This is a genomic window from Brevibacillus brevis, from assembly GCF_001039275.2.
GTDB classification, from domain to species: domain Bacteria; phylum Bacillota; class Bacilli; order Brevibacillales; family Brevibacillaceae; genus Brevibacillus; species Brevibacillus brevis_C.
The window spans coordinates 173,381-197,500 of record NZ_CP030117.1 but is presented as its reverse complement, the minus strand read 5'-3'; the positions used below and the strand labels follow the sequence as shown (position 1 = coordinate 197,500).

At 48.3% G+C, this 24,120-nt stretch carries 26 protein-coding genes (1 of these 26 running past the window's edge); all 26 read right to left on the bottom strand.

Features of this window, described 5'->3' with window-relative positions; translation table 11 throughout:
* Positions 1–785 carry the 5' portion of a lysine--tRNA ligase gene (lysS, locus tag AB432_RS01195; RefSeq protein ID WP_048035633.1) on the bottom strand. Its footprint begins 736 nt before the window's first position, so the window shows 785 of its 1,521 coding nt (coding positions 1–785); its start codon is at positions 783–785; the stop codon falls past the left edge of the window.
* A gap of 102 nt (positions 786–887) precedes the next feature.
* A complete protein-coding gene (gene greA, locus AB432_RS01190) occupies positions 888–1,364 on the bottom strand; it encodes a transcription elongation factor GreA (protein ID WP_047074771.1) in 477 nt (158 codons plus the stop codon).
* A 217-nt stretch (positions 1,365–1,581) separates the two neighbouring features.
* A complete protein-coding gene (gene dusB / locus AB432_RS01185) occupies positions 1,582–2,610 on the bottom strand; it encodes a tRNA dihydrouridine synthase DusB (RefSeq protein ID WP_048035632.1) in 1,029 nt (342 codons plus the stop codon).
* A 71-nt stretch (positions 2,611–2,681) separates the two neighbouring features.
* Positions 2,682–2,891 carry a helix-turn-helix domain-containing protein gene (locus AB432_RS01180; RefSeq protein WP_082196031.1) on the bottom strand — a complete coding sequence of 70 codons (210 nt, stop codon included), beginning with the start codon at positions 2,889–2,891 and terminating at the stop codon, positions 2,682–2,684.
* Positions 2,843–3,373 (bottom strand): 2-amino-4-hydroxy-6-hydroxymethyldihydropteridine diphosphokinase, encoded by a 531-nt coding sequence (folK, locus tag AB432_RS01175; protein WP_048035631.1) that lies wholly within the window; start codon positions 3,371–3,373, stop codon positions 2,843–2,845. Before folK ends, AB432_RS01180 begins: the two co-directional genes overlap by 49 nt.
* Positions 3,370–3,741, bottom strand: coding sequence for a dihydroneopterin aldolase (folB, locus tag AB432_RS01170; RefSeq protein WP_048035630.1), 372 nt, complete (start codon positions 3,739–3,741; stop codon positions 3,370–3,372). Before folB ends, folK begins: the two co-directional genes overlap by 4 nt.
* A gap of 2 nt (positions 3,742–3,743) precedes the next feature.
* The gene (gene folP / locus AB432_RS01165; protein WP_173630673.1) at positions 3,744–4,931 is read right to left on the bottom strand and encodes a dihydropteroate synthase; all 1,188 of its coding nucleotides are present in this window, start codon (positions 4,929–4,931) and stop codon (positions 3,744–3,746) included.
* A gap of 52 nt (positions 4,932–4,983) precedes the next feature.
* Complete coding sequence (gene pabC, locus AB432_RS01160) at positions 4,984–5,829, bottom strand: aminodeoxychorismate lyase (protein ID WP_048035629.1); 846 nt, start codon at positions 5,827–5,829, stop codon at positions 4,984–4,986.
* A 33-nt stretch (positions 5,830–5,862) separates the two neighbouring features.
* Positions 5,863–6,597: a twin-arginine translocase subunit TatC gene (gene tatC / locus AB432_RS01155; RefSeq protein WP_048035628.1), complete on the bottom strand. Its 735-nt coding sequence runs from the start codon at positions 6,595–6,597 to the stop codon at positions 5,863–5,865.
* 69 nt (positions 6,598–6,666) lie between these two features.
* Positions 6,667–6,867 carry a twin-arginine translocase TatA/TatE family subunit gene (tatA, locus tag AB432_RS01150; protein ID WP_017247013.1) on the bottom strand — a complete coding sequence of 67 codons (201 nt, stop codon included), beginning with the start codon at positions 6,865–6,867 and terminating at the stop codon, positions 6,667–6,669.
* A gap of 20 nt (positions 6,868–6,887) precedes the next feature.
* Positions 6,888–8,531: a PhoX family protein gene (locus AB432_RS01145; protein WP_048035627.1), complete on the bottom strand. Its 1,644-nt coding sequence runs from the start codon at positions 8,529–8,531 to the stop codon at positions 6,888–6,890.
* A 136-nt stretch (positions 8,532–8,667) separates the two neighbouring features.
* The gene (gene pabA / locus AB432_RS01140; RefSeq protein WP_048035626.1) at positions 8,668–9,252 is read right to left on the bottom strand and encodes an aminodeoxychorismate/anthranilate synthase component II; all 585 of its coding nucleotides are present in this window, start codon (positions 9,250–9,252) and stop codon (positions 8,668–8,670) included.
* A gap of 17 nt (positions 9,253–9,269) precedes the next feature.
* The gene (locus AB432_RS01135; protein ID WP_048035625.1) at positions 9,270–10,763 is read right to left on the bottom strand and encodes an anthranilate synthase component I family protein; all 1,494 of its coding nucleotides are present in this window, start codon (positions 10,761–10,763) and stop codon (positions 9,270–9,272) included.
* A 120-nt stretch (positions 10,764–10,883) separates the two neighbouring features.
* Complete coding sequence (gene cysK / locus AB432_RS01130) at positions 10,884–11,816, bottom strand: cysteine synthase A (RefSeq protein WP_048035624.1); 933 nt, start codon at positions 11,814–11,816, stop codon at positions 10,884–10,886.
* Between the two features lie 82 nt (positions 11,817–11,898).
* Positions 11,899–12,801, bottom strand: a complete 903-nt coding sequence (locus AB432_RS01125; protein WP_048035623.1) for a peptidyl-prolyl cis-trans isomerase — start codon at positions 12,799–12,801, stop codon at positions 11,899–11,901.
* Positions 12,802–12,829: 28 nt separating this feature from the next.
* The gene (gene hslO, locus AB432_RS01120; protein ID WP_048035622.1) at positions 12,830–13,702 is read right to left on the bottom strand and encodes an Hsp33 family molecular chaperone HslO; all 873 of its coding nucleotides are present in this window, start codon (positions 13,700–13,702) and stop codon (positions 12,830–12,832) included.
* Between the two features lie 188 nt (positions 13,703–13,890).
* Entirely contained in the window at positions 13,891–14,835 is a 945-nt protein-coding gene (locus tag AB432_RS01115; protein WP_007725227.1) for a sigma-70 family RNA polymerase sigma factor, read from the bottom strand.
* Positions 14,836–15,085: 250 nt separating this feature from the next.
* Positions 15,086–16,045, bottom strand: a complete 960-nt coding sequence (locus tag AB432_RS01110) for an ABC transporter ATP-binding protein (RefSeq protein ID WP_048035621.1) — start codon at positions 16,043–16,045, stop codon at positions 15,086–15,088.
* A gap of 25 nt (positions 16,046–16,070) precedes the next feature.
* Positions 16,071–16,988, bottom strand: coding sequence for a C40 family peptidase (locus AB432_RS01105; protein WP_048035620.1), 918 nt, complete (start codon positions 16,986–16,988; stop codon positions 16,071–16,073).
* Position 16,989: 1 nt separating this feature from the next.
* On the bottom strand, positions 16,990–18,084 hold the full coding sequence (locus AB432_RS01100) for a dipeptide epimerase (RefSeq protein WP_048035619.1): 1,095 nt from the start codon (positions 18,082–18,084) through the stop codon (positions 16,990–16,992).
* Positions 18,085–18,235: 151 nt separating this feature from the next.
* Positions 18,236–19,894 carry a peptide ABC transporter substrate-binding protein gene (locus AB432_RS01095; RefSeq protein ID WP_048035618.1) on the bottom strand — a complete coding sequence of 553 codons (1,659 nt, stop codon included), beginning with the start codon at positions 19,892–19,894 and terminating at the stop codon, positions 18,236–18,238.
* A gap of 117 nt (positions 19,895–20,011) precedes the next feature.
* Positions 20,012–21,037: an ABC transporter ATP-binding protein gene (locus tag AB432_RS01090; RefSeq protein WP_048035617.1), complete on the bottom strand. Its 1,026-nt coding sequence runs from the start codon at positions 21,035–21,037 to the stop codon at positions 20,012–20,014.
* Positions 21,038–21,042: 5 nt separating this feature from the next.
* The gene (locus AB432_RS01085) at positions 21,043–21,930 is read right to left on the bottom strand and encodes an ABC transporter permease (protein WP_375154946.1); all 888 of its coding nucleotides are present in this window, start codon (positions 21,928–21,930) and stop codon (positions 21,043–21,045) included.
* Positions 21,931–21,956: 26 nt separating this feature from the next.
* Complete coding sequence (locus AB432_RS01080; RefSeq protein WP_048035615.1) at positions 21,957–22,895, bottom strand: ABC transporter permease; 939 nt, start codon at positions 22,893–22,895, stop codon at positions 21,957–21,959.
* Positions 22,896–23,031: 136 nt separating this feature from the next.
* Positions 23,032–23,373 (bottom strand): DUF3870 domain-containing protein, encoded by a 342-nt coding sequence (locus AB432_RS01075; RefSeq protein ID WP_012683929.1) that lies wholly within the window; start codon positions 23,371–23,373, stop codon positions 23,032–23,034.
* Between the two features lie 137 nt (positions 23,374–23,510).
* A complete protein-coding gene (locus tag AB432_RS01070) occupies positions 23,511–24,074 on the bottom strand; it encodes a hypothetical protein (protein WP_048035614.1) in 564 nt (187 codons plus the stop codon).
* Positions 24,075–24,120 lie beyond the last annotated feature (46 nt).

Here is a 24,120-nt window from a genome sequence, read left to right as displayed (position 1 = left end):
CGACCGATTTCATATACCTTTTCCAGACCACCGACAATCAGGCGTTTCAAGTGCAGCTCAATTGCAATACGCATATACAGTTGCATATCCAATGCATTGTGGTGCGTGATAAATGGACGAGCAGATGCACCACCGGCAATCGCATGGAGTGTAGGTGTTTCTACTTCCAGATAGCCAAGGTTGTCCAAATAACGACGCATCGAAGTAAGAATACGGCTACGAGTAATGAACGTATCGCGAACTTCTGGATTCACAATCAAATCCACGTAACGCTTACGGTAACGGGTCTCGATATCTTTGAGGCCATGGTATTTCTCAGGCAGTGGACGCAGTGATTTGGTCAGGTAGGATACTTCCTTTGCTTTTACACTGAGCTCGCCGGTTTTGGTTTTGAAAACAACACCAGTTACACCAATCATGTCACCGATATCAGCCAAATCAAATACTTTGCTCAGCTCTTCACCAACGGTATCCTGACGGACGTAAATTTGAATCTGACCGGAACGATCCAGCAGTTGAGCAAAGCTCGCCTTACCCATTCCACGTTTCGCCATCAAGCGGCCTGCAATCGTAACCACGTTCTCTTCCGCTTCCAGCTCTTCCTTGCTCTTTTCACTAAAAGCTTTCGTTATATCTGCAGCGTGATGCGTTTGCTCGAATTTTTTACCGAACGGATCAAAGCCCCACTCACGCAATTGATTCATTTTGTCGTGACGCACTTGAAGAAGCTCGTGGAGCCCTTCCTGTTGCTGTTCTTCTTGTTGAAGGTCTTGCTCGTTTGCCATTTCACTCACTCCTCTAGAAAATGCCTGCATTAACAATTTTGTACAGACTTTTATAATAGCGATACGGCGTACCTCGCAAAAGGTACGCCATAGATCGACTGCTTACAGGTTAATATCAAGAATCTCGTACTGAATGACTCCTGCCGGTACGTTCACGTCAACAATCGCACCTTTTGCTTTGCCGAGGAGCGCTTGACCTACCGGGGACTCGTTGGAAATCTTGTTGTTCATCGGATCGGATTCAGCAGAACCTACAATCGTGTAATCGACAACATCACCGAACTCGAGGTCTTTCAGTTTCACACGGGAACCAACGCTTACAACACCTGTATCTACATCTTCATTTGTGATGATACGGGCATTGCGCAGCATTTTTTCCAGCGTCAGAATGCGGCCTTCGATGAACGCTTGCTCATTCTTTGCCTCTTCGTATTCAGAGTTCTCACTGATATCTCCAAAGCTAATCGCTTCTTTAATACGAGCAGCTACTTCCTTGCGTTTAACCGTTTTCAAATCTTCAAGCTCTTGTTCCAGCTTCGTTAAACCTTCTGGTGTAAGGATGACTTCTTTTTCAGACATGGTTCAATTCCCCCGTTTTAAAAAATGATTCCATTTATACTGGGTAAAGTACAAAGGATTATATGTAGATGTTCTATACAATATACAGCAGAATGCAATCGCCTGTGAGGTTCAAAGGTAAAGCTGCCAGTGTGGACTGGCAGCTCGGCTCCCAATATTACGGAGTATTATAGGATATGAAGGAACCCTTGTCAATGTCTGGAATGAACCACCAATTTTAGTAGCTAACAGCCTCATCACGAGCTGTTTCCAGCGGTTCTTCGCTGTCATCTGCGTAGTTTTCAATCCAGTCGACATAGTTCATGAGGACGCTGCGAAGCTCCTCTTCTGTCTCAACCGCATTCACGAGATTTTTCGTGTGCGTCGAGCCCTTCAAGCCTTTCAAGTAATACGCCGCGTGCTTGCGCATCTCAAGGACTCCCACTCTCGGACCCTTCAGCGCGATTAAACGCTCTGCATGCAATAAACAAATATTCATCTTTTCACGTGCGTTTGGCTCTGGACCAAGCTCGCCCGTCGTCAGGTATTGAATGGTGCGATACAACATCCATGGATTTCCGAGCGCAGCACGTCCAATCATAACACCATCACAGCCCGTTGTATCCAGCATGCGTCTCGCATCCTCAGGAGTAGCGACATCCCCGTTACCAATCACCGGAATCGAAACGGTTTCCTTCACGCGACGGATCCATTCCCAGTCCGCTTGCCCTTTGTACATTTGTACGCGGGTACGTCCATGAACAGCAACCGCTTTGCCGCCTGCACGTTCAACTGCCTTGGCGTTATCCAGTACGTACAGATGATCTTCGTCCCAGCCTAATCTCATCTTCACGGTGACCGGCTTGTCGACCGCATCGACCACAGCAGACACCACTTCGTAGATTTTATCTGGATCGAGCAACAGACGCGCACCTGCATCGCAGCTCGTAATTTTCGGCACAGGACAGCCCATGTTGATATCAATGATATCCGCATTCGAATGCTGGTCTACATATTTCGCCGCACTCACCAAAGTTTCCTTGTCTCCACCAAAAATCTGCAAACTTAGTGGTTTTTCGCGTTCGTCGACAAACAGCATATCCATCGTTTTTTTGTTTCCGTGCACGATGCCCTTGTCGCTTACCATCTCAGCGCAAACCAAGCCAGTACCGAACTCCTTGGCAATCAGACGAAAAGCAGGATTACAGACGCCTGCCATTGGAGCGAGAACTACGTTGTTCTTTAATTCGATATTACCGATTTTCATCTATTTTTCGCCTCCTTATTCCCGCTTAGTCGGGGTCTTGGAGAGGACAATCCTATCCAAACTTCATTACATCACTTATTTATAGCACATAATTCATCGTAGTCTACCTGTAAAGTGCTGGCGATCCTCCGTAATACAGGCTCTGTTGGCGTACGAGTTCCTCTCTCTAGTGATCCAACAAACGACAGTGACACTCCCATCTTTTCCGAAAGGGACTGTTGTGTATACCCTTTTAGCTTTCGGAAGGACCGGATTCGATTTCCCAGTTGATTGTTCCCCACTCACGTACCCCCTTGTGATCTTCTACCAATAAGGAAAGATAATGATCAATGGTCTGGTTATGCTCAGGTAAAACGCCGCCTTCCCAAACGTCTCGAAGCGGCACGAGTACAAAAGCACGCTCGCTCAGCCCGGGATGAGGAATCATGAGATTGTCTTGCGAAACACGAGATGTCCCGTACAGCAGTAAGTCAATATCAATCGTGCGCGGTCCCCATCGAACCGTTCGCACACGACCCAGCTCTCGCTCTACTGACAAAGCTGTCTCTAGCAGTTGATCCGGGCTCTGTTCTGTTTCCACAGCGATCGCCATATTCAGAAATGCATCTTGTTCGACGTAACCAAATGGATCAGTCTCATAAACAGAGGAGACACGAAGCACGCGAATTCCAGGCTGCTCGTTCAATCTCTGTATTGCTCGGCGCAAATTCTGTGCCCGATCCCCGAGGTTGGAGCCTAGCGCCAAATACGCACAAACTGTCATGAAGCAAAATCCTCTCTTCTACGGATCATCTCAATCGCAACCGACTCATAATGCCCATTGATCGGCGGATTCGGCTTGGTCACTTTTGCTTTAACTTCATGCAAGGGGAATTGCCCCAATAGACGTTCTGCTATCACAGCAGTCAGTTTTTCTACCAGATGAAATCGTTCACCCTCGACAATTTTTTGCACACAAGTAAAGATATCGGCGTAATTGACTGTATCGTGAAGATCGTCACTTGCTCCGGCCTTGGATAAATCGAGCGATAGCTCCAGATCGACATAAAAACGTTGGCCCAGCTCAGCCTCTGCTCCAAACACACCGTGATATCCGTAAAAAGACATGCCATTGAAGTAGATTTTATCCAAGGTTAAATGCCCCCTCTTAGCATCGCATCCATCATCTTCGTCACGCGCTTCATTTCTTTGACATCATGCACCCGTACCATATGACAGCCTTTTGCCGCCCCGAGGGCAACTGTCGCTGCCGTACCTTCGACACGTTCATCTACGGGCAAATCGAGAACATGACCGATCATCCGCTTGCGTGAGGTGGCAAGCAGAACGGGATAGCCCAGCCCTACCAGATCATCCAGCCTGCGCATCGTTTCGAGATTTTGCTCGACAGTCCTTACAAAGCCGATCCCCGGATCAAGGATGATTCGCTCCTGTTTTACCCCTGCCTGCAAGGCAATCTGTACTGACTCACGCAGGTCTTTGATATAGTTTGGGAAAAAGTCGTGATAGTCCGTGTCTTCACGATTATGCATCAGGATAATGGGCACATCTAGACGAGCAGCTACCTCTGCCATCCGTGGGTCACGCTTCGCTCCCCATACGTCATTAATGATATGTGCGCCTTCCAAAATAGCCCGTTCTGCAACCGCCGCTTTGTATGTGTCAATGGACAGCGGAACAGACAATTCCTGCGAAAGTATCCGAATGACTGGCAGCACTCTGTCCAGCTCCGTCGCCTCATCGACTACTTCTGACCCCGGACGTGTCGATTCTCCCCCGATATCAATCAGGTCAGCTCCGGCCTCAACCATCGCACGCGCTTGTGCCAGTGCTGCCTCCACATCGACATAGCGACCGCCATCTGAGAATGAATCAGGTGTCACATTCAAAATGCCCATGACTAGCGTTCGCTCTCCTAATGGCAGGACATACTGGCCACAGTTCAGTTCGCGGCGCGCACGAAGCTTGGCAGGCATAGCTAAAACTTCCCGTACCTCTGCCGCCAACGCTCGTAGTTCTTCTGTTTGGGTCTTCATATAATCCAACGCCAAATCCATCTGCTTATGTGAAGCCAACAACAGCACGTATTTTTTGTCGGCATTACCTGGTTGGTCTGAAATAATGGCTTCCGCATCAAAAGAGTGCATAATCTCTCTCACACTCTGTGCTTTTGCCACACTCATGTTTTCCGTGTGAATCTTTAGGCTCGTCCCCGCTTCCGCCATGCCTTCGGCTTCCGGAACAGGAACTCCCCTTTTGACAAGCTCCGATACCATCTCAGCGAAGGTCGCAGCATGGATTCGAAATGAATTGTATTTCATGATCAAACTCCCTTTTTCCGTCTTCGCACATTGAATAGTAGCATACCATAATTTACTCGCTAGCCGCTACAGACTGACGGTAGGCGCGGTGCAGTTCGCACGAATATGTACCATATGTCGAAGGAACGGATTGCCCGTCAATTTCGGTAATCGGAACGATTTCTTGCACGGAATTTGTCGTAAAGACTTCATCAGCGTTGAGCAGATCTTCCAAGCGATATCGCCCTTCTTCGACAGAGATCGATAATTGCTGTGCCAACGTCAAAACGTGTCGCCGTGTCACACCATCAAGAATGCCCGTATCTATAGAAGGGGTAAACAACTTGCCGTTCTTGACCCAGAATACATTGCTCACAATTCCTTCCGCCACAAAGCCATCATGCGTTAAAAATAGACCTTCCACATCGGGACGGGCGCCGAGTTCTTGGCGTGCAAGTGCATTGTTTAAGTAATTGTGCGATTTAAAGCGCTGCTGGCCTTCCGCTGTTTGTCTAGCCAACGCCAATGTCTGCAATCGTTTTGGCGGAGGAGGTACTGCCAGAGGTGCTACAGGTTTGGCAAATACGAATAAGGACGGACGCTCGTACCCCCCTGCTACCAAGCCCACTCCTTCTGAGCCGGCCGTAATACTCAAGCGGACGTAAGCATCTCGCAACTCGTTAGCATCTATGGTCATCAAGATGGCTTCAGCCAGCTCTTCCTTTGTCCAAGCAGGTTGAATCTGCAACGCAAAAAGCCCGGAACAAAGCCGGGCGTAATGAGCATCCCATAGAAATAGCTTGCGGTCGTATACACGTAACGTTTCAAACAAACCAATACCGTACAAAAAACCGTGGTCCAATACCGATACTACAGCCTCTTGAGCCGGACAAATCGTACCGTTAACATAAACGTGCATCTGCGCTCTCTCCCGATAATATAGTCGAGAGCATCATATCATATTTTCCGGGGAAACCGCTGTCTCCTGCACACGTTTGCCGTGTACGAAACGCGAGATAGTAATGGAGATTTCATATAAAACGATGAGTGGCACAATTACCATAATATCGGAAAGAAAATCGGGCGGAGTAATCGTAATCGAGATAATCGCGAGCACCAAATAGGCAGGTTTGCGCATTTTAGCCAAGCGATGCGGGTTGAGAATCCCCAAATGGCTCAAAAACAAAACGACAACCGGCAGTTCAAAAAGCAACCCAAACGGCAGACACAGATTGAGCATGAAGGTGAAATAATCGTTCGCTGTAATGACCAGTTCAAAATTCCCGTTGGATAGCCCCAAAACAAATTTGTACATCATCGGAAAGAGCACAAAGTATGCGAAGGAAAGCCCGAAAATAAACAGCAGAAATAGAGCCGGGATATACATGAGCGCCACTTTTCGCTCTCTTTCTTCCAATGCGGGCACCACAAAGCGCCAAACTTGATAAGCGGCAACCGGGATTGTAATCGCAAGTGCACCGACTGCGGCCAGCTTTACATAGATCGACAGGATATCACCCGGCCCAAGAATCGCCAGCTTTTCCCCTGAATGATTCGCTAACGCCAAATAAATATGATCCACAAACAAAAAACAGATAACCATACTGACAACAAGAACGGACAGCACAATCAAAATTCTGCGGCGCAGGTCTGTAACATGCTCAAGTATAGGCATCTCTTTGCTCACTCGAACTCCTCCTCATGCGCGGAAAAAGGCAGTGCGTCACGTGTACGCACCGCCTTCTCTCTGGCTGGATTAGTTGATTCGTTTCAACGCTTCTTCTGGAGCCTTCTCTTTTTCATCATCGTCTTTGGTCAAATCTTTTGCTGCAGTTTTAAATTCGGTCAAGGTTCGTCCAAAAGCACGACCGATCTCTGGCAGTTTACTCGGCCCGAAAATCACCAAAGCAATGATCAGGATCAGAATTAATCCAGGAATACCGATGCTCGACAGCATAATCTGTTACACTCCTTGTCCTAGAAACCTGTAATAGCAATCACGCTCGGCATGGCTACTGCATTTCCGCCTTTAGGCCAGTGGCTGGTCGGCTTGTCATACGACTTCAGGTTTTCACCTGGATGCTGCACCGCCAGGAACAGCGTTTTTTCATCAGGGGTGAACCAAGGACCTGTCATTTCAGCGCCTACTGGTGCAGACGCGAATTGTGCGGCTTCCCCCTTGCCGTTACCCGTTGTTGGAATGAAAAACACACCATTGTTTCCAAAGGATTTGTAAATGCCGCTGTTCATCGACGAGGACGAGATGTCTGTCACGATCCACAGATTACCCGCGCTGTCGAAAGCCATGTTGTCTGGCGCCGCAAAACCGCTTTGTGGTCCACCTGCTGCAAAAATTTCAAACGTAAACTCCAAGCCTGCATGGTTGTTATCATTTTCGAACAGACGAACGATTTGTCCGTAGAAATTGCCATGCTTGTCGTTGTTGGTCAAGGCAATAAAGACGGAACCATCAATCGGATGCACTTCCAGGTCTTCTGGGCGATCCATCGGGGTAGCCCCTACTGCTTTGGATGCATCTCGGCAGTTGAGAAGCACGTCAGCCTGAGAAGCAAACATCGGTTTGCCATCTGCATCAACTGCTTTTTTCAGTGCTTCGTTTGTTGCGAAATCCAACGCAATCCACTTGCCCTTACCGAAGTTGGCAACGTACAGTGTACCCTCTTCCAGCAGCTTGGAATTGTTTTTCCCTGCCTTCGAATCGTACTTGCCTTTGGATACATACTTATACACGTATTGGTCTTTCGCATCATCCCCCATGTAGACGACCAGTTGTCCAGACGGAGCCAGAACCATTGCCGTGTTTTCGTGGGAGAATCTGCCCAATGCTGTATGCTTTTTCGGAGTCGATTTCGGATCAAATGGATCTACCTCAACAACCCAGCCATAGTGCTCGGCTTCAGGCAGCTTGCAATCACCGACGACGTCCATGTAGTTTTCCTCGCAGGAAAGAATTGTATTCCACATTGTCACGCCACCAGAGCAGTTCGCAAATGTTCCGGTTACTTCTTTGGCAATAGAAGCTGCTGGACCAGTCAACACATGCTTGGTTAGTCCGCTCACCCGACGGCCATATTCGGAATCAGAAACAAGCTTCCAGCTTCCATTTTCTTTTTTGATTTCAATAATGGAACCGCCCAGTGCATACAAGTACTTCTTGATTTGCTCAGGGGTACGTTTGTTATCATCTGCATCTGCATTCAGATAGTCATAGCCATTCACGTAATATTCCAACTCACCTAAATATTCGTGATTCACCCACAAAAGGCCATGATCGGACTTGCCTTCGATTGGAAGGAAACAGGTAAAGTCATTGTTGAACCCGAAGGTATCTCCTGCTGCATTGATTTTATCGCCATAGGAAGCCACTACATCGTATTTGAAGCCGTCCGGCAGTACAACATCGTCTTTCGTAGTCGGATGAATTTCTTTGAATTTCGGATTGAAGTTATGTTTCTTTGTATCGAGACCAAACAGATGGTCGGCTGTTTTTCCTGATAGGGTATTACCAGCTGCCAGGGCAGGAATTCCTGTTGCTACCGAAGCCAACGCCGCTGTCCCTACACCGAGATAAGTCAAAAACTGTCGACGATTTACATCCATTTACTATCTCTCCTTTTTCGCCTTCTTCGGTTTCATTGTACAAGCCGTATATCGAGGAACCATGAATGTTATATAAAGAGTATGTAAATAAAAAACCGCCCTCGTAAAAAGGCGGTTTTCCTGTCGTATCTATGTGTTAACCTGTCGTATGGCGCGCGTATGCAGTAAGGAAGTTCTTCAGCAATTGCTTGCCGTGCTCGGTAATAATCGATTCAGGGTGGAACTGGACGCCTTCGATTGGGTACTCCCGATGGCGCACAGCCATAATTTCGCCTTCCGCTGTCCGGGCGGTTACTTCCAGCTCACTCGGAATGGTCGCTTCCTCAATAATCAAGGAATGGTAGCGTGCCGCCGTAAAGGGAGAAGGAATGTCCTGAAAGATAGTTTTGCCATCATGGAAAACTTCCGACGTTTTTCCGTGCATCAAGCGCTCGGCCCGAATGACTTTTCCGCCAAACACTTGTCCAATGGACTGATGGCCCAAACAAACACCCAAAATCGGAATTTTTCCGGCAAAATGGCGGATCGCATCCATGCTGATCCCCGCTTCATTTGGCGTGCACGGTCCTGGAGACACCATTAAATAATCCGGTGCCAATCGTTCGATTTCTTCCAGCGTAATTTTGTCATTGCGATACACTTGCAGCTCTTCCCCAAGCTCTCCCACATACTGCACCAAATTGTAGGTAAAGGAATCGTAGTTATCAATCATCAAAATCATCGTACACTCGTCTCCTCTCAACTCATCGTTCTCTGCTCGCTCAACTCAAGCGCTTTCCACAACGCTTCTGCCTTTTTCAATGACTCGGCATATTCGGCCTCTGGAACCGAGTCAATCACGATACCCGCTCCAGCCTGCACATGAGCTACGCCATCCTTAATCACCATGGTGCGGATGGCAATGTTGACCTCGATATCACCATTGAAGCCAAACCAGCCGATTGATCCCGTATAGACGCCTCGCTTGACTGGCTCCAGCTCCTCGATGATTTCCATCGTGCGAACTTTTGGCGCTCCGGTAATCGTCCCTCCCGGAAAAGTCGCTTCGATCGCATCCAGCGCATCCTTGCCTGCTGCCAGCTCTCCTTTGACGTGAGAGACGATATGCATGACGTGGGAATATTTCTCCACGACCATGAATTCGCTGACCTCCACACTGCCAAAGCGACAGACACGGCCCATGTCATTGCGTTCCAGATCAACCAGCATGACATGCTCTGCACGTTCCTTTTCATTGTCAATCAGCTCACGTGCCAATGTATCGTCTTGCTCGTCCGTTAATCCACGTGGACGTGTACCGGCAATCGGACGCGTATGCACTTCCTTGCCTTTTACCTTTACAAGTAGCTCTGGCGAGGCACTAACTAATTGAAACTCAGGGAAGCTCAGATAGCCCATATAAGGAGAAGGATTCAGCTTGCGAAGCACATCGTACACTTCTGGGGCAGTCACCTGCACCGGCTTACTTTGCCGTACGGACAGATTAACCTGAAAAACGTCCCCCTGGGCGATGTACTCCTGCACCCGACGAACCGCATCCTCGAATTGGTCTTTGGCAAAGGATACTGACGCTGGCACTAGCTTGGCAAGCGGTCTTTTGCGTAAAGCTTCCCAATCTGTCTCATCGCGATCCATTGTCAATGAAGCGATTGAATCCATACGTTTTTCCAGGTGAAGTGCTGCTTGCCGATAGCTCTCTTCGGTCAAATTGTCCGCGCTCAAATGCGTCAGGCAAATGATCTCTCGGGTCTCATGATCAAAGACAAGAAGATCTTGCATTATCATAACATACAGGTCTGGCAACTGTAAGTCGTCAGTCGCTATCTGTGGCAAGCTAGGCTCAAAAAAGCTGTTCATCTCATAGCTGATATAGCCTACGGCGCCTCCAGAAAAATCTGGCATACTTGGAAGCGCAGGCGTACGGTAACGAGAGAGCAGTTCTCGTAAAGCATTCAATGGGTTGAGAGTCTCTATGCTCTCGATTTTTCCCTCTGGGTACGAAACGATAGTTTCTCCTCGCTGACTGCGCAGCGTAGCGATAGGCTCATATGCCAAAAAGGTATACCTCCCAGCTCGTCCACTTTCCAACAGGACAGCATGTTGTAGTGACGGCTGTAGTTTTGTGAGTACCTGCCACGGATCAATTGTCGAAGGCCACGGTTTACGCAGGGCAAGGGGAACCAACGGGTAAGATAAGGCATACGTCTGGCAATCAGCAAAGGTAGGGAACATTCTTCCTCTTCACGCTCCGGTTTTCACTATTTATCCGTTCATTATATAGTTGCCTGATACAAAAAGAAAAGACCACGTCGCCAACATAGCGCTCCGTGGTCTTGCAGTATCTTTTTACCATTAATCTTCGAACTGATACAGAGGCGTGGACAAATAACGCTCCCCATTCGAAGGAATGACAGCGATCACTTTTTTGCCTTTGCCTAGCTTCGCTGCTACTTGCAGAGCCGCATGGATCGCTGCTCCAGAAGAAATCCCGCCGAGAATACCTTCCTGACGAGCAACACGACGCGCGGTTTCAAAAGCGTCCTCGTTTTCTACCTTAATGATCTCGTCGTAAATTTGTGTATCGAGAATATCTGGAACAAAGCCAGCACCGATACCTTGGATCTTATGTGGACCTGGTTTGCCGCCAGACAAAACTGGCGAAGCCGCAGGCTCAACAGCCACGATTTGTACATTCGGATAGTGTTCACGAAGAACCTGCCCTACACCTGTAATCGTTCCGCCTGTACCGATACCGGAAATAAACGCATCTACGCCGCCGATTTCCTTCGCTTGGTCCAACAACTCACGACCCGTTGTCTCACGATGAATGGCCGGGTTTGCCAGATTTTTAAATTGCTGCGGAATGAAATACGAGCTATCTTCTTTCGCCAGCTCTTCCGCTTTGCGAATTGCTCCGCCCATCCCTTCGCTGCCTGGTGTAAGAACCAGCTCCGCACCATACGCACGCAACAGGTTGCGACGCTCAATACTCATCGTCTCTGGCATAACCAGAATAGCACGGTATCCTTTTGCAGCAGCAACCATCGCGAGTCCAATACCGGTATTTCCGCTCGTAGGTTCAATGATGGTATCACCCGGTTTCAGACTTCCATCTGCCTCTGCTGCCTCAATCATCGACAACGCAATTCGGTCTTTTACACTGCTGCCCGGGTTGAAGAACTCCAGCTTCAAGTAAATGTCTGCAATATCTTCGGTGACAATACGATTCAGCTTTACAAGCGGAGTAAATCCAATCAAATCGGTAATGGAATTAGCCACGCGCATATGTTCTGCCCCTCCTATTTTAAATAACCGAGTAAAACGCTAGGATTTATTGACATAATTATATCAACGGTAGCCTATTTGGTCAATGAGGCATTTGCCCAGAAATCTGAACCCCTACCGATTTTCGCAATCGCTCCAGCACAACATCCAGCGACTCGACCTGGGCAAATGCGATTTCTCGACGCAGCTCATCTTTTACCTCTTCAAACGTCCGTCGACTGGCTTCCCTGCGCTCTGTCAGTTGGTAAATGACGAAACGATCTTCTACTTTGATCGCTTCGCTATATTTGTCTTTCTCCAGCTTTTCTACTATGGGCTTCGCCTCATCGGGCAATCGATTATCCTTGATGGAAACCCAGCCTACATCGCCGCCGTTCACCGCTGTATCCGAATCTATCGAACGCTCTTTGGCAATCGTCTGAAAGTCGGCCCCGTTTTTTAAATCAGCCAAAACTTGTTCTGCTTCTTTTTGGGAAGCCACGACGATTTGTCCCAAACGCATCTGCATCGGTCGGGTATAACGGTCAGATCGGCTATTGTAGACGTTTAATATCTCTTCATCCTTGATGGTCATGTCCTTCGTTGCCAGGGTTTGCAGCAGGATTTGGTAAGAAATCTCCTGCTTCAGGGCTTCCACGGTCGTTCCCGCTTGTTTTAACAACGCAGCCTCAAACTCGCTATCTGTCCGACTGCCGTAGCTGTCGCGAATCTGGGAAAGCTCTTGCTCCAGTTGCTTCGGATCAACTGTGATGCCGGATCGCTTCGCCTCTTGAAAAACGACTTCCCGATTAATCATGTCGTTTAGCACTTGCTTACCGAACTTTTGTTTCAGCGCCGTTACATACTCATCGTTGCTAATCGTCTTATCCCCTACGATGGCGGCAGGCTGCAGCTTGCCTGATGCCTGGTACCATGCCCAGGTAACGGCAAGCAGCAACAATACAAGCGCCCCAATGAATGCCCACAACCCTTTTACGTTGGTCATGCCAACACTCCCCTACTTGACGCCGCGCTTACATGTCTTTCAGGATGTCTTCTAACGCGGATCTGTCATAATGGTAACGTTCATTACAGAAATGACAGTGTACTTCTGCTTCGCCCTGTTCCTCAATCAGACCTTCCATTTCTTCGCGTCCCATACTGATCAGTGCCTGAACAACCTTATCCGCAGAACATTTGCAGCTAAATTGAATCTCCGTGCGGCTCAGGATTTTTGGCTCATCCAATACGCGGGCCAAAATCTCTTCAGGAGTCAAGCCTTCGCCAATCATGCGAGAAACCTGTGGAAGCTGTCCCAGGCGCTCTTCAATTGCTGCCACAACCTCTTCAGGCGTATTCGGCAACAGTTGAAGTATAAATCCACCCGCCGCCAAAACAGAACGGTCTTCAGGATTAACCAATACACCCACACCTACTGCTGAAGGCGTTTGCTCGGACATCACAAAATAATAAGTGAAGTCTTCCCCAATCTCACCAGAGACGATCGGCGAACTGCCTTGATACGGCTCCTTGAGACCGAGATCTTTCGTTACGTACACAAACCCGTCTGTTCCCACTGCACGCGCTACATCGAGCTTGCCTTTTTCGTTTAGCTCAAAGTGGACATGCGGGTTGGATACATAAGCGATACCTTCACCATGTGCGTTTGCTTCCGCCATGATCTGCCCGATTGGTCCGTCTCCTTTTACTTTGACATGGAGGCTCTCGTTTCCTTTTAACATAGCCCCCATCATCAAGGTAATGGTCAGCGTACGTCCCGCTGCTGCTGTCGCTGTATTCCACATGTCGTGACGACGACGCATATCTTCGACAGATTCTGTCGTGCGTGCGGCAAATGCACGAACATGCCCATTAAAACCAGTTGCTCTTATCATATAATCGCCCATGTAGCGATCCTCCTTTTCAAACTACCTCTTTAAATAGCGAAAAAATCATGAAGCTATCTTACCAGTTTACCACAAGGAGAAAAAGACTACGCCTCTCCTACTGTGAGTCTGACACTTTGTGAATTCGACCATTTCTGACAGAAAAAACCCCTCTGCACGAAGAGGGGCCGAAATAATCAAATCCTATGTTAGGTTAAATAATCTTTTAATACGTGTGAAGCTTTTTGCGTTCGCAATCGGTCAATCGTCGTCGCTTCAATTTGGCGAATACGCTCGCGGGTAAGTCCGAACATTTTCCCCACTTCCTCCAGCGTATACACTTGATCATCATAGAGACCATAACGCATGGAGATAATTTCTTGGGCGCGGGGACTAAGTCGCTCCAACGCTGCGCGCATTTGCGAGCGAAGGTCTACCTTTTCAATCCAGTCATCCAGAGAGGACAACCCATCATCCATGATTTCTGCGTAGCTCAAGCTCTCATCCTCATGCCAAGCCTGCCATTTCTCACTATCCAGCTCAGCGTCGATGGATTCCATCTTCATCATTAAAGCCAGTTCAATGGCTTCCACCTTTTCTAATGGAATATCCAAGAGTACAGCAATCTCCTGCCGATCAGGCGTACGGTTCAAAGCATGGACGAGATGTAGTACTTGCTTCTGATACTGGCGAATCTGCTCATGCATGTGGACAGGAATGCGAATCAAAGTTGCTTTGTCGTTGATGGCACGGGTGATCGCTTGAGAGATCCACCAGTGTGAGTAATGATAGAGACGGACGCCACGTCCCACATCAAATTTGTCAATCGCGGTAAACAAACCTATGGTGCCCTCCTGAATCAAATCCAGGAACGGCATCCCTCTTTTCAAATGGCGCAAAGCGGTACTAACTACGTATCGTAAATAGGCGCGCACAATCGTTTCACGTGCTTCAAGATCGTCATCCCTTTGATAACGAATCAGGCAAGCAAGCTCTTCTTCTTTGTCCAACATGGGTGTTGCAGCGACGCTTTCCAAAAACAGTAGAGCAGAAGTGTCCGATCGAAGTGATCTAGGGACAACAATTCCCAACTGTGTCTCCACTTCCCGCCAGCGACGGGGAGTTGAATGGAACGAGGAGGTACTCAGAGTCATATGCAACCCTCACTTCTCTGGAATGAAGTTCACGATGAAGTAGGTGAGTCACGGAATGTTTTACTGTATCCGTATTTCGACAAAACCCGTTCGATTCCTGCCAGTTAACAGAATATTAACAGTTCTCCTCTCCAAACAGTTGATGAAAGCCCTTTCATAGGTTAGAGTTAAAAGTTTATGAAGAAAAAGCCATCCCCATTAGCGAAGGATGGCAAAAGGACAATGTCGAATCTTCTGATAAAATGGAAGTCTACTGATACAAGTGACAGGCGACGAAGTGGTTGGTGTCTACTTCTTGCCAGACAGGCTTCTTTTCGGCGCATACAGCTTTGGCTACTGGACAGCGCGTACGGAACACACAGCCGCTAGGTGGATTGATCGGGCTGGGAACGTCACCTTCGATAATGGTGCGCTCACGGCTTTTCTCCAAATCAGGGTCGGGGACAGGAATGGCCGACAACAATGCCTGCGTGTAAGGATGCTTCGGTGAATCGTAAAGGATTTCACTGGCAGTCATCTCGACCATATTGCCCAGATACATGACGCCAATCCGGTCACTGATGTGCTTAACCATCGCCAAATCATGCGCGATAAACAAATACGTCAGCTTTTGTTCCTGCTGCAATTTCTTCATTAAATTAACGACCTGTGCCTGAACCGAAACATCGAGTGCGGAAATCGGCTCATCGGCAATGATGAAGGTAGGATTGACGGCAAGCGCCCGCGCAATCCCTATCCGCTGTCGCTGACCACCACTGAACTCGTGCGGAAAACGGTTGGCATGCTCTTTTTGCAAACCAACCATCTCCAACAGCTCAATCACACGATTCATTCGTTCCTTCCCTTTATATAGCCCATTCAGATGCAGGCCCTCCGAAATGATTTCCGCAATGTTCATTCGAGGGTTCAGAGAAGCATACGGGTCCTGAAAAATCATTTGCATATGGCGTGTCAGCTTGCTCCGCTCAGCAGATGATGCCTGATGGACGTTTTGCCCGTCAAAAATGACCTCACCTGTCGTCGGTTGATACAATCCGATGATTGTACGGCCTGTAGTCGATTTGCCGCAGCCAGATTCCCCTACCAGTCCAAACGTTTCCCCCTCGTATATATCGAAGGAAACATTGTCCGCTGCCGTAAGTGAGAGCCCTTTACCCAACGTAAAGGTTTTTGTCAGGTTCTTTACCTGGACCAGCTTCTTTCGTTGCATCTGGCCACTCCTCCCCGTTATCCGTTTACCAGTATCGTCTGGAGACGCAATGTTCCTTTTCGAGCTTGTAGCCATCCAGCTTGACGATCTCAATGGCACTTCGCGAATCCGGAGAATGAATCATTTCGCCATTCCCCATGTAAATGCCAACGTGATGGACTCTGCCTTTCCCCTCTTCATGGGCAAAAAACAGCAGATCGCCCGGAAGCAAAGCTTCTTTTTCCACGAGCTGTCCGGCTTTTGCCTGATCAGATGCATCACGCGGAATCTGGAGACCGACAGATCGGTGCATGTTGTACGCAAATCCCGAGCAGTCATACCCGTAAGAAGACATGCCGCCCCATAAATAATACAGGTTGAGGAATCGCTTGCCCGCTTCAACGATTGCCTTTCCACGATTACCGGAAAGCTCGATGGGCTCATTTGCTTTTACGATTTGGACGTCTGCTTTTGGCAAAAGTGCTGTGCCGTTCGGTGTCGCTACCGTTACCCAATCCGCAGTTTCCTCAATCAGCGGCAGTTTGGTCAAAAACGCAAGCTCCATGTCTGGCTTTTTGTCCGTTGTATGTAGATGGGTAAACGCCGCCGTGATCATCGCCAGCTTTTGGCCTTGCTGTACCTCAAAAGCATCTGACCACGGTGCTAACTGGCGAGACGGAATCCAGCCCGGATAGCCTGTTGCGTTTTTGTTCGTAGTCTGATCAGGAATCAGAATCTGTGACCATTCCCCTTGCTCCTCGACTACCTCTACGCGTGTACCGTACAGTGCTTGTGTTTGAATCGCGTTATTGTCGTAAAAACCAAGCTTCTCCTCCACAGTAAGGGAAGCGAGCCAGCTTCGTGCATCAACCGGGGATTGGAGTGCTACTTGGTCAATTTCACGCGGCGACTCCGGCTTGGTCCACACAGTGGCAACAGAGACAGAAACAATGGCAGATTTCATCTTAGTTCTCCCCCTCCCACAAACTGACGGAACGAATACCGAGCCCAGACTCTTCTGGCATGCGCATCAAGCGGCCCTCGTACGTTACGCCACCTTCTATACCATCGTGCAAAAGCATTAACGGAGCATCAAAATCAAAGCGGGTGATGTTCTTCTTACTAGCTGCAAAATGAGCTGCTGCTGATACAGCCAGTCGCGATTCGATCATGCTGCCAACCATGCATGGAATACCGTACTCTTCAGCCAATTGGTTGATCAATTGTGCTTTGTAAATGCCGCCAGCCTTCATCAGCTTGATATTAATCATGTCAGCCGCACGGTTTTGCAAAACCTGCAAGGCCTGCGCTGGTGAAAACACACTCTCGTCAGCCATGATTGGCGTATCGACCGAATCTGTTACCCGCTTCAAGCCTTCCAGATCATGCGCTTTTACAGGCTGCTCAATGAGTTCGATGCCAAGACCCATGTCCTCCATTTTGCGAATGGATTGCACCGCTTCTTTTACATTCCATCCCTGGTTGGCATCAAGACGAATCTTCACCTGATTGCCCACAGATTTGCGAATTTCCTGGATGCGCAAAATGTCATCCTCGATATTGTCCTTGCCAACCTTGATTTTCAGTACGTTGAAGCCTTGCTTGAGATAGGCAGCCGCATCCTCGCCCATTTCTTTCGGAGAGTTCACGCTGACGGTATAGTCAGTCTCCAATTGGTCACGGTAGCCACCCAGGAATTGATACAACGGCATTCCTGCGCGTTGAGAAATGAGATCATACAACGCAATGTCTACCGCTGCCTTCGCACTCGTATTTCCTACCATGGATTGATGCAAGGTTTGGAAAACTCGTTCATAGGCAAGCAAATTCAAGCCGATGAGCTGAGGTCTCATCGTATTCATAATCGCCGACTCGATGCTCTCGATGCTGTCTCCGGTAATGACGACGGTAGCCGAAGCTTCGCCCCACCCGACCATACCGTTGTCGCAGGTGATTTTCACCAGAATCGATTCCAGACTATGCACCGTACGCAAAGCGGTTTTAAAAGGCTTTTTCAATGGAACAGATATTCGTTTTACTTCGATGGCTTGAATAATCATGTTTTCCTCCATCTTCTCCAGCACTCGTGCTTTCTTTAGCTGTGTTTTTTCTAATAGACATACTAAATTATAGCACTATTAAAAATTCTAGCAAAAAAGGGGGGAGAGTCATTCCATCCGCCTGAAATGACTTCTCCCAACTCATTTTTTCTTACTTCACGACAGCTTTTCTCAGGTCTGTGTAGCTAAGTGAAGAGCTTTGTACACCACTCACCTTGTCGCTTGAGAGCAAGGAAGTGTTGTAAAAATACAGTGGTGCGATTGGCGCTTCATCCAACAAGATTTTTTCGGCATCATGCAGTAGTTTCAGACGTTTCGCATCGTCTGGCTCCTTGTATGCATCTTGGATCAGCTTGTCGAATTGCGCATTGCTCCAGCCCGTACGATTGCTTGCTGCCTTCGATTGGAAAATATCAAGGAAGTTGATCGCATCACCGAAGTCAGGCAACCAGGAAGAACGAGCAATTTGATACTGCAATTGCTTTTGCATATCCGTCAAAACTTTTCCTTCTACTTTTTGCAGCTTCACATCAACGCCCAGCGTCTGCTTCCACATTTCTTGCGCGGCTTGTGCCGTTTTTTCGTTAGCCGTTCCGCTGCGGTACGTGAGTGTAACCTCTGGCAGCTTTGTGTAGCCTTTTTCTTTCATTCCTTGTTCCAGGAGCTTCTTCGCTTCATCTGGGTTGAAGTTCACCAATTCTCCGCCTACTTCACGGAATTGTCCTTCACCGTTGGCATCAGGCAAACCAAAAGATACGAAGCCTGTTCCCGGTTTTTGCTGACGCATCAGCACCAGGTCGACCAGTGTCTTACGGTCAATCGCTAAGCTAAAGGCTTTACGAATATTGGCGTTATCGAATGGCTCCTTCGTTACGTTGAAACGATAGAACTCTGTACCTGCTCCATCACGCACGAATACTTTGCCGTCTTTGAACAATTGGTCTGCCATGTCCGCAGGAACAGTTGTCGTTCTGTGCAGCTCTTCGTTCGTAAACATTTGATACTCGGTATTCTCGTCATCAATCATTTTCCAAACCGCACCAGGCAGAGTTACATTTGCTGCATCCCAGTACGTATCGCTCTTCATCATTTTCAGTTCACTGTCATGCGCCCACTCTGTCAGCTTGAATGGTCCGTTTCCAACAAAGCTTGCTGCTTCTGCTGCCCATTTTGGATCTTTTTCTACAGTTGCTTTGTGTACAGGGAAGAAAGCTGGGTTGGATGCCAATAGAAGCGTCCAGGATGCTGGTTGAGCAAGAACGACCTCTAGTGTTTTGTCGTCCACCGCTTTTACTTTTACGCCATCCGCCGGTCCTTTACCGCTGTTATATGCCTCCGCTCCCTCAATAATGTACGCGAGGGATGCCGCCGGAGATGCCAGTGCAGGATCAAGCATGCGTTTCCACGCGAATTCGAAGTCCTGAGCCTTTACCGGTTCACCATTGGACCATTTGTTGTCACGAAGGGTAAAGGTGTAGGTTTTTCCATCTACAGAGACTGTCCATTCGGAAGCGGCCGCTGGTTGAGGCTTTTGATTTTCGTCCAGGCGAGTCAAGCCTTCCATCAAGTTGTTCAAAATGTTATAAGACGGCTCATCGAAGCCAATCGGCGGGTCCAATGACGTCGGTTCCTTGATATTGTTCAGCAACAGAAGCTTTGCCGCTTGATCGCCCGGCGTCGGAGCGTTTGGCTGAGCCGTGTTGCCTGGTGCAGGCTCACTCGGTGCAGCTGGTTGACCCGAAGTACATCCAGCCATGAGCATAGACACACCCAGCGTAGCCGACAGCAACAATGTTGATAGTTTTTTCACTGTTTCGTCCCCCTTATTTCTTTGTTTTTGTATGACGTAAAAGGATAGCGCCGTCAGACGACACCCTCTTTTACACGAATGAAGCCGGGCTTGACCACTACTCTCGACAGCCAAGAATCAGGTTCCCGTTGGCGGTTGCATCGACGCCAGCAACTTCTTCGCCCGCGGGTCCTGCAACCAACAGGAAACCGCGTGTTTGCTATGAACATGAGTCTCCGCAGGCTGGTAATTCCGACATACTTCCAACGCATAGTCACAGCGCGCAGCGAATGCACAGCCAATTGGCGGACTGAACAAATCCGGGGGTGTGCCAGGTATTGGGCTGAGCGGAATAGAGCGATCCGCATCCAAACGTGGCATCGACGCCAGCAAGCCTTTGGTGTACGGATGCTGCGGATTGTAAAAAATGTCGCGAACAGGTCCAGACTCTACCACTTTTCCTGCATACATGACATTGACCCGATCCGCAACCTTGGCGACGACCCCCAAATCATGCGTGATAATAATAATCGAGACTCCCGTCTTTTGTTGAATGCTTTTGAACAGCTCGATGATTTGCGCCTGAATCGTCACATCCAACGCTGTCGTAGGCTCATCCGCAATCAGAATGGACGGCTTACAGACAAGCGCAATTGCAATCATGATCCGTTGACGCATCCCGCCACTGAACTGATGGAGGTACTGCTTAAGACGACTTTCTGGATTGGCGATCCCGACCAAGTTGAGAATTTCAATCGCTTGCCGCTTGGCTTCGCTTCTGGCGACCTTTTGATGGCGAATGATTCCTTCCATTATCTGTTCACCAATGGTGATGGTCGGGTTGAGCGACGTCATCGCATCTTGAAAGATCATGGAGATTTCTTTCCCACGCAGCTCACGCATTTGCTTTTCCGGTAGCTTTGCCAGATCCTGCCCTTTAAAATGAATGCTTCCACCCGCGATTTTTCCGATATGCTCCGGGATTAGTCGCATGATACTCCTTGCAGTCACGCTTTTCCCACATCCGGATTCTCCAACAATCGCCAGTGTCTCCCCTTTGTTCAAGGTAAAGTTCACGTCCCGAACAGCGTTCACTTCACCGCCATGCGTCTTGAATGTGACCCGAAGCCCACTGACTTCCAGCAGCTTTTCCGTTTTATCCATGTTGCCTACCTCCTTGACTTCGGATCGAACGCATCGCGCAAGCCATCACCAAGCACGTTGAACGCGAGCATCGTCAGCGAGATGAGGAAAGCAGGGAAAAAGAGCCGCCACCAATGACCGGACAAAATGGTGGGGAGTCCATCGTTAGCCATCACTCCCCAGCTAGCCATTGGCGCCTGAATACCGAGACCGAGGAAGCTCAGAAACGCTTCTGCAAAAATCGCAGATGGAACAGATAACGTGACATAGACAATGATGATGCCAATTGTATTGGGCAGCAGGTGCTTGCGAATGATGTAGAAAGGCTTTGCCCCCATTGTTTTTGCAGCCAGTACGTACTCGGAGTTTTTCATTTGCAGTACCTGACCACGCACAGTCCGGGCCATCCCGATCCAACCGGTCGCACTTAACGCGATAATAATGGTTAAAAGTCCGGGCCCCATGACGACCATCAGCAAAATCACAACCAACAAATAAGGAAGACCGTATAAAATGTCGACGAAGCGCATCATGATATTATCGATTCGCCCGCCAAAATATCCAGCAATTCCTCCATACAAGACACCAATGAAAAAATCGATAAGTGCTGCCGTCAAACCGACAAACAGGGAAATGCGCGCACCATACCAAACACGCGTGAACACATCGCGGCCAAAATCATCGGTACCAAACCAGTTCACTTCCGACGGCGGCTTGTTTTTCATAATAATCGACTGTTTGGCGTATTCATGACCAGAGATCATCGGTCCAATCGTAGCCATAACCCCGAGCAAGATAATAACCACCAACCCCATCAGGGCCAGCTTGTTTCCTCGGAGGCGAAGCCAAGCTTCTTGCCAAAACGTCAGTTGAGGTCGCACAATCGCTTCCGCATTGAGGTTGTCTTTACGCATCGGGATAAATAAATCATCAGAAACGATCATCCTTCGCTCTCCTTTCGATGCAGCTTAATTCGTGGATCAATGATGCCGTACAGTACATCGACGACAAACATCAGAAAAATCAAAAGTGCGCTATAGAAAACTGTCGTTCCCATAATGACGGAATAATCACGGTTATTAATGCCAGCGACGAAATATTTCCCCATACCAGGAATCGCAAATATTTTTTCGATCACAAAGCTTCCCGTTAAAACGTTGGCAATCAGTGCGCCTAAAAGCGTGACGACAGGCAAAATCGCATTACGCAGTGCGTGCTTCAACACAATCGTCGCCGGAGACAGCCCTTTTGCTCGAGCGGTTTCAATGTATTCCTGAGTCAACACTTCCAGCATGTTGGTACGGGTCAAACGCGCGATAATCGCAATCGGACCAAACGCCAATGCAAGCGCTGGCATAATCACATGCTGCCAAGTCCCCCATGTTGCGGTCGGCAACAGCTTCCATTCGACCGCCAAATATTTGATTAATAGGGAAGCGACAACAAAGCTAGGAACAGATATCCCGATAACGGCAATAATCATGGCAAGGTAATCAATGAGACGGTTATGTCGTAGGGCAGCGATCACACCAAGTGCGATACCGGTGACAATCGCAAAGACGACAGAAATCAGACCGAGTTGAAAAGAAACGGGGAATCCACGGGCGATCATTTTGTTGACAGTATCTGAACTGTTGGCAAGAGATGGCCCGAGGTCAAATTGCACCAGCTTTTGTAAGTACAGCCCGTATTGGACCACTAGCGGCTTATCTAGGTTGTAGTAGGCATTGAGGTTAGCTTCCACCGCTGGGTCTAATGCCTTTCCTTCTCTTTCAAAAGGAGATCCTGGAACGGCATGCATCAGGAAAAAGGTGAGGGTAATGATGAGCCATAACGTCACGATCATGGAGATAAATCTGCGGAAAACAAAAGATAGCAAGGACTCTCCTCCTTTTCATCAAAAACTGACCTATCGTGATAAGCAAAAAACCCAGCAAATGCACACAACCATGGCATTTGCTGGGTTTTACTTACGTGTATGCCGTGCATACGAATAAATAAAGCAGCGGGTGTATTCATTTGGTGACTGTGGCTTTATTTCTCGTGGAAACTGCTTGTTTGTACTTCTTTTGCGCGTCCTTGAACGCTGCGATCAATGTTTTTTGAGAAGATCCAAAATACCGAAAGCGAATCTCTTCACCAATTTCCTCAGACGCCATAATCGAATGACCGATAAAGATCGACCGAGCAAAATCAGACGTCAGTTGAACTGTGGAGGAACAGGCCGCATCTACGATCTTGTCGTTGGAAGTATCGACAACCAATCCGATAAAAAAAGCACTGAACTGCTGTGTAATCGGATTGTTCGAAGAGGACTGTGCATCGCCTACGATATAAATGGTATCTTTATCAAACAAATCAATAACCCCACTTTTACTATGCTTAACGGACCGGCAAACGGGATGTTCGGAGAGCGACTTCCTCACAATCGCAAGCTGGGTAAGCACTTTCCTACATAGTACCAGAAGAATTCGCAATTTGTAAATAAGTCTGACTAATCTTTCAGTTCTTCTACAGATACGACTGGAAACGAATGTGACGGCAGCATCGGCAGAAACGGTCGCTCGTCGATGTAGGCAACTACGACATGGGATGGACCGACCATTATTTTCGGTGCGAGCTGTAGTACTTCGCCACGCTCGGTTACTACGGTAATTTGCAGCATTCCGCCTCCCGGACGAGCTGGACCTTTCGTTGCCCGCTCTGTCACGAGGGTCGTCCCATTGTACTGTAGGCGTAATTGGAGGTCATTGCGCCACGAACGGAAATCCACATAATAGCGTGAGAAAGGAATGGGATCAGTGGTCACACTATCTGCTTGAGGGACGAACAAGGCTTGCTCACGACGGTATCCTCCATTTTCGTACATTCTGTCATCAAAACGTTCAAGAGCCTCGTCTTCCAGCAGATCAATCACACCCTCTGTTTTCAATACAGGATCAACAGCAAAGGTGGCGTGATGATTAGACAACTCCAGGAGTATCTTCACTTCTGTCTTTTTCTGCATGGCGATGTCTGCATCTACAATAAACATACCTACCAGCAAAAAGAATAGTATTGTAGAAATGGATAAGATGTTTATACCCGTAACGATAGCCTCCTAA

Excerpts from the sequence above, each read along its gene's own strand:
- greA (WP_047074771.1), bottom strand. The coding sequence starts at position 1,364 with ATGTCTGAAAAAGAAGTCATCCTTACACCAGAAGGTTTAACGAAGCTG.
- dusB (WP_048035632.1), bottom strand. The coding sequence starts at position 2,610 with ATGAAAATCGGTAATATCGAATTAAAGAACAACGTAGTTCTCGCTCCA.
- folK (WP_048035631.1), bottom strand. The coding sequence starts at position 3,373 with ATGACAGTTTGTGCGTATTTGGCGCTAGGCTCCAACCTCGGGGATCGG.
- folP (WP_173630673.1), bottom strand. The coding sequence starts at position 4,931 with ATGAAATACAATTCATTTCGAATCCATGCTGCGACCTTCGCTGAGATG.
- pabC (WP_048035629.1), bottom strand. The coding sequence starts at position 5,829 with ATGCACGTTTATGTTAACGGTACGATTTGTCCGGCTCAAGAGGCTGTA.
- tatA (WP_017247013.1), bottom strand. The coding sequence starts at position 6,867 with ATGCTGTCGAGCATCGGTATTCCTGGATTAATTCTGATCCTGATCATT.
- AB432_RS01145 (WP_048035627.1), bottom strand. The coding sequence starts at position 8,531 with ATGGATGTAAATCGTCGACAGTTTTTGACTTATCTCGGTGTAGGGACA.
- pabA (WP_048035626.1), bottom strand. The coding sequence starts at position 9,252 with ATGATTTTGATGATTGATAACTACGATTCCTTTACCTACAATTTGGTG.
- AB432_RS01135 (WP_048035625.1), bottom strand. The coding sequence starts at position 10,763 with ATGTTCCCTACCTTTGCTGATTGCCAGACGTATGCCTTATCTTACCCG.
- cysK (WP_048035624.1), bottom strand. The coding sequence starts at position 11,816 with ATGCGCGTGGCTAATTCCATTACCGATTTGATTGGATTTACTCCGCTT.
- AB432_RS01125 (WP_048035623.1), bottom strand. The coding sequence starts at position 12,801 with ATGACCAACGTAAAAGGGTTGTGGGCATTCATTGGGGCGCTTGTATTG.
- hslO (WP_048035622.1), bottom strand. The coding sequence starts at position 13,702 with ATGGGCGATTATATGATAAGAGCAACTGGTTTTAATGGGCATGTTCGT.
- AB432_RS01115 (WP_007725227.1), bottom strand. The coding sequence starts at position 14,835 with ATGACTCTGAGTACCTCCTCGTTCCATTCAACTCCCCGTCGCTGGCGG.
- AB432_RS01110 (WP_048035621.1), bottom strand. The coding sequence starts at position 16,045 with ATGCAACGAAAGAAGCTGGTCCAGGTAAAGAACCTGACAAAAACCTTT.
- AB432_RS01105 (WP_048035620.1), bottom strand. The coding sequence starts at position 16,988 with ATGAAATCTGCCATTGTTTCTGTCTCTGTTGCCACTGTGTGGACCAAG.
- AB432_RS01100 (WP_048035619.1), bottom strand. The coding sequence starts at position 18,084 with ATGATTATTCAAGCCATCGAAGTAAAACGAATATCTGTTCCATTGAAA.
- AB432_RS01090 (WP_048035617.1), bottom strand. The coding sequence starts at position 21,037 with ATGGATAAAACGGAAAAGCTGCTGGAAGTCAGTGGGCTTCGGGTCACA.
- AB432_RS01085 (WP_375154946.1), bottom strand. The coding sequence starts at position 21,930 with ATGCGTAAAGACAACCTCAATGCGGAAGCGATTGTGCGACCTCAACTG.